Below are 8,034 nucleotides of genomic sequence, written 5' to 3' on the forward strand. Positions count from 1 at the left end.
GCCGGCGGAGTCCCGCACGGGCACCCGGTCCGTCGGCACGCTGTTCAGCAGGTGACAGATTGTTGCAGAACCGGCCCGGTCCATGGGCCTACCCGGGCGGAGAAAGTGAACGTGTAGGTTCCCTTGCCGTTGCCCTTGCTGAGAACCTTAACCTCATGCGTGGTGTCCTCGGGGGCAATCTCGCTCACTGCTTGGGGCCCGGTCGGAGACGTCAACGTCGCCGTATACCCCGTGGCCCGGCCCACAGCGGCGAAGCCCGTGAAACTGATGGCTGCACCCTTTTTCCCCTGGTCGGTGGTGCATACCAGCGTGCCGCCGATGGATGCCGGCGCAGGGACCGTATAGGTGCCCACGTTCAGGGCGGCAGTGGTTCGCGCCGTGAACGCCCCGTAGGCCAGCCCGGGAGCCCCCAGCACCAAGGCCACTGCCAGAGGGACGGCCAGCAGCCCAGCCCGATGAGCCAACCCCGCGGACCGGACCTGCAGGGATGCCGCAGAGTGCTTGGCGAGGTTCACTGATGGCACTTTCTCTCCGGGCCGTTGATCGTTGCCTCAACTCTGACAGCCGAGCCTCAACACCGTGCCGGGTTGAACTTCAACTTTTGCTCAAGAAAACCTGTTAGCCTGAATCCCACTGTTACGCCTGTGGCTTGTGTCACACTCCGTGACGCGTGGGGTGTTTGCTACTCACGGGTCAATTGGTCTTAGAAGCTGGGGTTATGTTGGATTCACCGGGTCAGCTCCGCGCTGTGGTTGTAGAGGGCGACGACGACGTGCGACTCCTCATCTGCCGGACACTTCAGTTGCAGGGCTTCGCCGTCTTTGAGGCCGGTTCCGGAGCCGAAGGCCTCCTGAAGATCCAGGAACACCGCCCGGACCTTGTCACGCTGGAACTGGAGCTTCCGGATTTGGACGGCGTGGAGGTCTGCCGCCGGCTGCGCAAATTCTCCGATGCCTACGTCGTCATGATCACGGCCCGGTCGGACGAGATCGATGAGGTGATGGGACTGGAGATTGGTGCGGATGATTTCATTCGGAAGCCGTTCAGCCCGCGCTCGGTTCAGGCCCGGGTGACGGCAGTGATGCGGCGGCACCGGCCCACCGCGCAACGCCCCACGCCGCGGCGCCGTGCAACGGATTTCATGCCGGCCGCTCTCACACCGCCCGCTCCCGGGGACTCAGCGCACCGCGACTCAGCGCACCGTGACTCAGCATCCGGTACACCCGGGACGCCCGGTGCCCCTGGGGCGCCTCCCCGCCGTCGTGCGAGCGACGTCGGCGCCGTCCCCCCGGTCTCCTTGCCGGCCAGCGCCGCCGCGCCCGCGGCGTCCGGGGAGCAGTCGCCCGAGTCCGCCGCAGCCGTAGGTTCCGGCATCCGGCACACAGATGCCCACGGCGTCCTCCGGCACGGGCCGCTGGTTGTGGAGGCCGAGGGCCGGGTGGCGTCCCTCCATGGTGTCGAACTGGAATTGACGCGCACAGAATTTGACCTCCTGGAGGCCCTGGCCGGGGCACCGCGTCGTGTGTGGACCCGGAAGGCCCTGTTGACCCAGGTCTGGGGCAACGAATGGCCCAGGGAGGAGCACCTCGTGGAGGTGCACGTCGGCAACCTGCGCAAGAAACTTGGCGACAGTGGCCGCGAACCGCGGTTCATCCGCACCGTGCGCGGCGTTGGCTACCGCATGGCGCCGGTGGAAGCAGCGGCCAATCCCGCCGGCTTGCGCGGAATCCAGGACCACGCCTCCGCCGGTTAGCGCGGCTTCCGCCAGATCGCCGTCAGCACGACGACGACGAACAGGGCAGAGGCGCCGTAGAGGAGGATCGACTGGGCAAGCGGCTCACGCAGGGCCCTGATGCCGTGGCCCAGATACGGCACGACTCCGGCCTGCGTGTAGACGTAGTCCTCGGACAACACCGCAGTCCAAGGGTCTGGACCGGCGTTCGCGTCGCCCTTGGTGGTCACCGACGTCGCGCCGGCATCGTCGCGCTTGATGCTCGCCACCCGGTGGGTTTCAATCCGGTGATCGTCAATGGGGATGCTGTAGGTGATGACGTCGCCGACCTTCAGCTCGGAGACCGGCGTCTTCACGCTGACGACGACGTCCCCCGGGTTGATCCCCGGCGACATGCTGCCGGTGAGCATGGTGGACGTCTGGTAGTTCAGGAAGCGTGGCCCGACGGCGAGGAAGAGGAAAACCAATGCGGCGACGACGAGGAGGATCGTAAAGAATGCTCGTCCGGCCACGGCACCAGCCTTGGACGCCGGCCGTCGGGTGCGGGCGGGGGCCGGTTCGGCCCGACGTCGTCCGCGGCTCTGAGGTACAGGGTCCTGGACGGCACTATCCGGAACGGTGCCGTCCGCCACCAGGTGGTCGACGGAATCCCTGGGACCTGCGTTGATTGCTGTACTCACGGGACCGTTCCTCCTGCCGGTGTGGATAGTGCGGGCAAAGCCGGGTGCTCAGTCGGGCCGAGACCTGGCCGGACTGAGCACCCGAGAATCGCTACTTGCTGGCGCCGCCGGCGCGCTGTGCGGCGTCGAAGACGAAGTTGATGGTGCTGGTCAGTCCCTGGAACGTGTTATCAGCACCATTGGGAACGGAGAGCGTGACGCGGAGGTTGTCGGCCTGCTTGGCAGTCAGGGAGGCGAGGCCAAGCATCGGCATATTCGCCCCGACCACGGCCCGGGACGACATGACAACCGTGGTGTTGGCGGGGGCGCAAGTGTAGGTGAACGAGGGCGAAGTGCCAGTTTCAGCCCACGGCACTTTGCAGGCATCAACCTTGATCTGCAAGCCGTTGGTGGTGTCGGAGTCCAGCTTAGAGGACGGTGTGGCTGTGGTGGTGAGAGTAATTGCGGCCAGGTCCTGGTCACCGCTGTTGGTCAATGTCACTGCACGCTGGATGGTATCGCCCGGAATTGCACCTGAGGCCGGAATGGTGAGTCGGTTGTTGGCTGCGCCGGCGGTTCCGACCTCAAACTTTACCGTGCCCGAGCTGACCGCGGCGGAAGCCGAGGTGCTGGACGTGAAGCCACCGTAGGTACCCATCCCGGCCACGCCGGCGGCCGCGGCGAGGAGTGCTGCGGACGCAAGGACCTTGCTGGAGGTGGAATTGAGGTTGAGACCCATCAGAGTTCCGTTTCGTGGGGCCGGCCTTGGCTGGCCGGGCGACGTATGTAGCATCCGCCAGCCCCCTGGCTGACCCTTACAACGATGCCCGGCGCAGTTCAAGGCAAGGCTTCAGCGGGCGACAAGATCAGTTCAAGATTTCCTCAAGCCAGTCCGTGGCGCTTCCCGAAGGCTGGCAGACTGGCTTCATGACTATTCTGCTGGCCGGTTGCGGCGATCTTGGCACCGAGGCCGGGCTGCGTTTCGCGGCGGCTGGCCACCGCGTGGTGGGGTGGCGCCGCTCGCCGGAGAAACTCCCGGCCGCCATCGAGGGAGTCGCCGCTGACCTGGGCTCCGCTGAGCTGCCGCCCATCCCGGCGGACACCACCGCCGTCGTCGTCGCGATTGCCGCGGATTCCCCGACCGAGGAGGCGTACCGTGCCGCCTACGTGGACGGGCTGTCGAACGTCCTGGACGCGGTCCTCGCCTCCGGGGCAAACGTCCGCAGGGTCCTGTTTGTGTCCTCGACCGCCGTCTACGGAGATGCCGGCGGCGGCTGGATTGATGAACGCACGACGCCGGAACCCGGCGGGTTCTCGGGCCGCATCATCCGCGAAGCAGAGGAACTCCTCCACAGCCGCCTGCGCGGCACCGGCATCACCCCCGTAGTGCTGCGGCTCGGCGGAATCTACGGCCCCGGCCGGACGCGATTGATCGACCAGGTGCGCGGCGGAACCGCGGTCATTCCTGCTGCTTCACGTTTCACCAACCGGATCCACCGCGACGACGCCGCCGCCGCGATCGTCCATCTGTGCACCATGGGCACGGTTCCGGCGGCGGTCTATCTGGGCGTGGACAATGAACCGGCCGAACTCGGCGACGTGCTGGAATTCCTGGCCGCGGAACTGGGACTCCCTCGGCCTGCGTCGGAGTCCACTGGTGCCGCGGGTGCGGCGGACGGCGAGGCGGCGGCGGGCGGCACCACCGGCACATCGGCGTCGGGCGGCAAAGCGGCGGGCGGCGAACCCTCCCGGGGCGGAAATAAGCGGGCCAGCAACGGGCTGCTCCGCAGCACAGGTTTCGAGTTTCAATACCCCAGTTTCCGAGAAGGCTACCGAGCCGTTCTCGCCGGTATCGGCGCCCGGCACCCCTAAAGTTTGAATCTCAACGCCCACCTTCTCCGAGGGGAACAATGGATTTTCAGCACATTATCGAGGCGGCCGGCGGCCTCATGGACTTTGCCGGGGTGGCCGTCATGGTGCTCGGCGCCCTCGTGTCCATTCCTATGGCGCTGCGCGGATTTCAGCCCAGGCGCCTGCCGGCGGGTTCCGCACCGCTGTCCTTCTACCGCTCGTACCGGCAACTGCTGGGACGCTCCATCCTCCTCGGCCTGGAGTTGCTGGTCGCGGCCGACATCATCCGGTCCGTCGCCATCACACCAACCTTCGAGAGCGTCGGCGTGCTTGCCATTATCGTGCTCATCCGGACCTTCCTGAGCTTCTCGCTCGAGCTGGAAATCACCGGACGCTGGCCCTGGCAGACTCAGCGCGAGGGATCACCTGACTCTTCCGCGGCAGGCTGAAACCCTTCCGGCTGGCACGGTGCCCCGCTAGGCTCGCGGCATGACAGACCACGCGCGTTCCCGTGCCTCCAAAGCCACCGAGCTGCTCCGTCTCCACCACGCACCGGAAATTCTCCAACTCGTCAACGTCTGGGACGCGATCACCGCGAAGGTGGTTGCCGGCGTTCCGGGGACCAAGGCATTGGCCACGGCCAGCCACTCGATCGCTGCGTCGCGCGGGTACGAAGACGGCGAGAACATTCCGGTGGACGAAATGATCGCCGCCGTCGGGGTGATTGCCGCCGCCACGTCGCTGCCCGTCAGTGCTGATCTCGAAGCGGGCTACGGCAATCCCGGCGAAACTGTTCGCAAGGCGATTGGCGTCGGCGCTGTCGGAGCCAACATCGAGGACCAGATGCGCCCGCTCGCAGACGCCGTTGAACAGATGAGCGCTGTAATCCGCGCCGCCGAGGCCGAGGGCATCGACTTCGTCCTCAACGCCCGCACCGACGCCTTCTTGAAGGGCAAGGACCGGGACCCTTCTGCGGTGCTTGCGGACGCCATTGAGCGCGGCCGGGCCTTCCTCGACGTCGGTGCGACCGCGGTGTTCGTGCCGGGCCTGCTGGACGAGCCGACTGTCACCGCGTTGGTGGAAGGCATTGGGTGGAACAAGGTCTCGGTCATCAATGTGCCCGGATCCCTGGCACCGGCCAAATTGCAGGAACTTGGCGTGGCGCGCATTTCCTACGGCCCGTGGACCCAGCGCGTGGCGCTGACAGCGTTGGCCGATGCGACGGCGGCAGTATTGGCCGGCGGAGCCCTTCCGGAGGGATCCCGGGCACTGAACTGACCCCGCTTCCGCGAACCTTGCCGATGCCAAGTGACTCCGCCGGCCGACCGATTCTCATGGTGCCGACCGGCTCGTGTCCTGCCGACCGAAGACCCCGCCGACTGAAGGGAGCTGATCCGATTGGGCGTTGATCCGTGGCCGGCTGCACCCAAGCTTCCGGCGCCAATCATCATGGACCAGCGTTGGCTGGATGCCGTCTTCCTGCACTGGCGCATTCCTGAGGCAGTGGCGGCGCGGTTCATGCCACCGGGCGTCGCGCCGGATGTGTGCGACGGGTCCGCCTGGGTGGGGCTCATCGGCTTCCGCATGCAGGGTGCCGGAGTTGGTCGAGGTCCCGGCATCCCCTATTTCGGAAGCTTCAACGAGATCAACGTGCGCCTCTACTCCCGCGAGCCGGACGGCACCCGTGGTGTCGTTTTCCGGAGCCTGGATGCTTCACGCTTGGCGGTGGTGCTGGCCGCGCGGGCGGCCGGGATACCTTATGTGTGGTCGCGGGCGAGCTACGTGGGTGCCGATGGATTTACCGGATCGGCGTCGACTGGGTATTCCGTGCGACGCTTTCGAGGCGGCACCCTGAGCGATTTCTCGGTCGTCCCAGAGCCCGACGTCGCAGCCACCGACGCGCTGTCGATCCACCTCACGGCGCGGTTCGGTCTGCATTCACGGTTCAGGGGCAGGACCATCTATGTGCCCAACACGCACAGTGCATGGCCGCTGTACCGCGCGCAGCTGTTCGGCCTTGAGGACCAACTCGTGCGCGCCGCGGGAATCGAAGTGGCCGGGCCACCCGAATCCGTACTTTTCTCGCCCGGAGTTCACACGCAGTTTGGCCGCCCACGGGTCCTGCACAGCACGATGTGAAACCTGCCTGATCGCCCGTCGATCCGTGGGCAGGTGGCGCCGCGGTCTGAGAGTGATCACGCACGGTGCCCTCCTAAAATTGTCGGAGCCCTCAAATAGACTCGAGCCATGGAAGCCGTCAGGGATTTCATCAGGGATTTCACCGTCTGCGGGGACGAGGTGGAGGGCACGGAGCGGGGTGCAGCCCCGGTCGGGCAATCCGGTATGGACGCCGCCCTGGCCGCGCTGCGGGCGGTGGGTTCGACGGCGGTGGAGGATGCGGGGTCGTGGGGATTCCGGGCCGCGTCGGACTTCGCCGGCAGTGTGGAGGAAGTCTCCCGCGCGGTGGAGTATCTGCAGCTCGTCGCGGCGGCCGCCGTGGACCGGACCAGGAAGCAGTCCGCAGCCGCGGCCACGGGGGCTGTAACGGGGGCGGTCACCGGGTGGACCACCGGCTGGCGTGAGAGCCCCGGCGGGTGGCAGACCGGCGCACCCGGAACCGCGGAACCCGCCGGCGCCTCCTTGGCCTCGGCTCCCGCGGGCACGTCCGCTGCTGCGGAGCCCTCCGGCACGTCCTTGTCCTTGGCTCCCTCCGGCACGTCCGTTGCGGCGGCTCCCGCCGGAAGCCCCGGAACGGGTGAGCCGGCGGTGCCGGAATCGGTGCTGGATGACGGGTACCGGAACACGGTGGAGTTCCTGCGGGCGCGGCTGCGGATCAGCGCCGCGGAGGCCAAGCGCCGGCTCTGCCTCGCCGACACGCTGCTGCCCCGGCAGGGACTCGCCGGCCGGCCCATCCCGCCCGTGCACCCGGAGCTCGGAGCCGCCGTCGCGGCCGGCGAGGTCGCCTCCCGCGCCGCGACCGTCATCACGCTCGCCCTGGACCGGGTCCGGCACAGCTGCCTCCCGGAGGCCGTCGCGGCGATGGAACATGCCCTGACCCGCACCGCGGCCGAGAACGACGCCGACTTCCTGGCCCGGATCGCCCGCCGGTGGACCGAGGCGCTGGACCAGGACGGCGCCGAACCCTCCGAGGAACTGCTCCGCCAGCTCCAGGGCGCCTTCCTCCGCAAACCCCGGCACGGCCTGCAGCACCTGGAAATCTTCGCCACCACGGACCAGTTCGAACACCTGATCACCGTGATGAACACCGCCACCAACCCCCGCACCGGCCCAGACACCGGCCAGGGCACCACCACCGGCCACACGGCGCAGGCCCGACCGGGCGAGGGCGGGGCGGGCGAGGGCGGGGCGGGCGAGGGTGGGGCGGCGGCGGAGGGGGAAGCCGCCGGGTACAGCCCTGACGTCATTGAATCCGCCGGCGGCACGAGTGCTGCCGGCGTTGGCGCTCCCGGGGCCGTCCGGGCCAATACCGGCCCGGCGGATGCGCCCTGCGCGGCTGACGATTCCGCCACGGCCGAAGAGGACGCCTCGCGAGAGGACCCCGCGCTGCCGGTTCTGGACCTCCGCTCCCGGCCCCAACGGCTGCTCGACGGCCTCGTCGGCGCGTGCAAAGCGGCCCTCGCCACCGGAGGGCTGCCCGCCGCGGGCGGGCTCCGGCCCCAGGTCATGGCCACCATCGACTACCGCGACCTGCTCACCCGGCTCGGGACGACTCCCGCCGAAGCAGGCACCCCTGCCAACACCGCACAGCACGGCACCGGAACCAGGCACGGC

Annotated in this window: 9 protein-coding genes; 6 read left to right on the plus strand and 3 right to left on the minus strand. The window is 68.0% G+C overall.

Features of this window, described 5'->3' with window-relative positions; genetic code table 11:
• Positions 1-44: 44 nt before the first annotated feature.
• Complete coding sequence (locus AC1DGD_RS16030) at positions 45-515, minus strand: hypothetical protein (RefSeq protein WP_476857481.1); 471 nt, start codon at positions 513-515, stop codon at positions 45-47.
• Positions 516-718: 203 nt separating this feature from the next.
• Here AC1DGD_RS16030 and AC1DGD_RS16035 point away from each other — a divergent pair, with 203 nt between their 5' ends.
• Positions 719-1,753, plus strand: a complete 1,035-nt coding sequence (locus AC1DGD_RS16035; RefSeq protein ID WP_476857482.1) for a response regulator transcription factor — start codon at positions 719-721, stop codon at positions 1,751-1,753.
• Here the strand turns inward: AC1DGD_RS16035 and AC1DGD_RS16040 are convergent.
• Both AC1DGD_RS16040 and AC1DGD_RS16045 read right to left on the minus strand, forming a co-directional pair.
• Positions 1,750-2,412: a signal peptidase I gene (locus AC1DGD_RS16040; RefSeq protein ID WP_476857483.1), complete on the minus strand. Its 663-nt coding sequence runs from the start codon at positions 2,410-2,412 to the stop codon at positions 1,750-1,752. The two genes, AC1DGD_RS16035 and AC1DGD_RS16040, sit on opposite strands and share 4 nt — an antisense overlap.
• A 91-nt stretch (positions 2,413-2,503) precedes the next feature.
• Positions 2,504-3,130 (minus strand): TasA family protein, encoded by a 627-nt coding sequence (locus tag AC1DGD_RS16045; protein WP_476857484.1) that lies wholly within the window; start codon positions 3,128-3,130, stop codon positions 2,504-2,506.
• Between the two features lie 188 nt (positions 3,131-3,318).
• Between AC1DGD_RS16045 and AC1DGD_RS16050 the strand changes: the two genes are divergently transcribed.
• The 5 genes from AC1DGD_RS16050 to AC1DGD_RS16070 form a co-directional block, all read left to right on the plus strand.
• A complete protein-coding gene (locus AC1DGD_RS16050; RefSeq protein ID WP_476857485.1) occupies positions 3,319-4,263 on the plus strand; it encodes an SDR family oxidoreductase in 945 nt (314 codons plus the stop codon).
• 38 nt (positions 4,264-4,301) lie between these two features.
• Positions 4,302-4,691: a DUF1622 domain-containing protein gene (locus tag AC1DGD_RS16055; RefSeq protein WP_476857486.1), complete on the plus strand. Its 390-nt coding sequence runs from the start codon at positions 4,302-4,304 to the stop codon at positions 4,689-4,691.
• Between the two features lie 40 nt (positions 4,692-4,731).
• A complete protein-coding gene (locus tag AC1DGD_RS16060; protein ID WP_476857487.1) occupies positions 4,732-5,520 on the plus strand; it encodes an isocitrate lyase/PEP mutase family protein in 789 nt (262 codons plus the stop codon).
• 171 nt (positions 5,521-5,691) lie between these two features.
• Positions 5,692-6,381 carry a YqjF family protein gene (locus AC1DGD_RS16065; protein ID WP_476857491.1) on the plus strand — a complete coding sequence of 230 codons (690 nt, stop codon included), beginning with the start codon at positions 5,692-5,694 and terminating at the stop codon, positions 6,379-6,381.
• Positions 6,382-6,489: 108 nt separating this feature from the next.
• A partial coding sequence (locus tag AC1DGD_RS16070; protein WP_476857488.1) for a DUF222 domain-containing protein occupies positions 6,490-8,034 on the plus strand: 1,545 nt, incomplete at its 3' end.

This window comes from Arthrobacter sp. 05T45, assembly GCF_056395875.1.

Excerpts from the sequence above, each read along its gene's own strand:
- AC1DGD_RS16050 (WP_476857485.1), top strand. The coding sequence starts at position 3,319 with ATGACTATTCTGCTGGCCGGTTGCGGCGATCTTGGCACCGAGGCCGGG.
- AC1DGD_RS16045 (WP_476857484.1), bottom strand. The coding sequence starts at position 3,130 with ATGGGTCTCAACCTCAATTCCACCTCCAGCAAGGTCCTTGCGTCCGCA.
- AC1DGD_RS16060 (WP_476857487.1), top strand. The coding sequence starts at position 4,732 with ATGACAGACCACGCGCGTTCCCGTGCCTCCAAAGCCACCGAGCTGCTC.
- AC1DGD_RS16055 (WP_476857486.1), top strand. The coding sequence starts at position 4,302 with ATGGATTTTCAGCACATTATCGAGGCGGCCGGCGGCCTCATGGACTTT.
- AC1DGD_RS16035 (WP_476857482.1), top strand. The coding sequence starts at position 719 with ATGTTGGATTCACCGGGTCAGCTCCGCGCTGTGGTTGTAGAGGGCGAC.
- AC1DGD_RS16065 (WP_476857491.1), top strand. The coding sequence starts at position 5,692 with ATGGACCAGCGTTGGCTGGATGCCGTCTTCCTGCACTGGCGCATTCCT.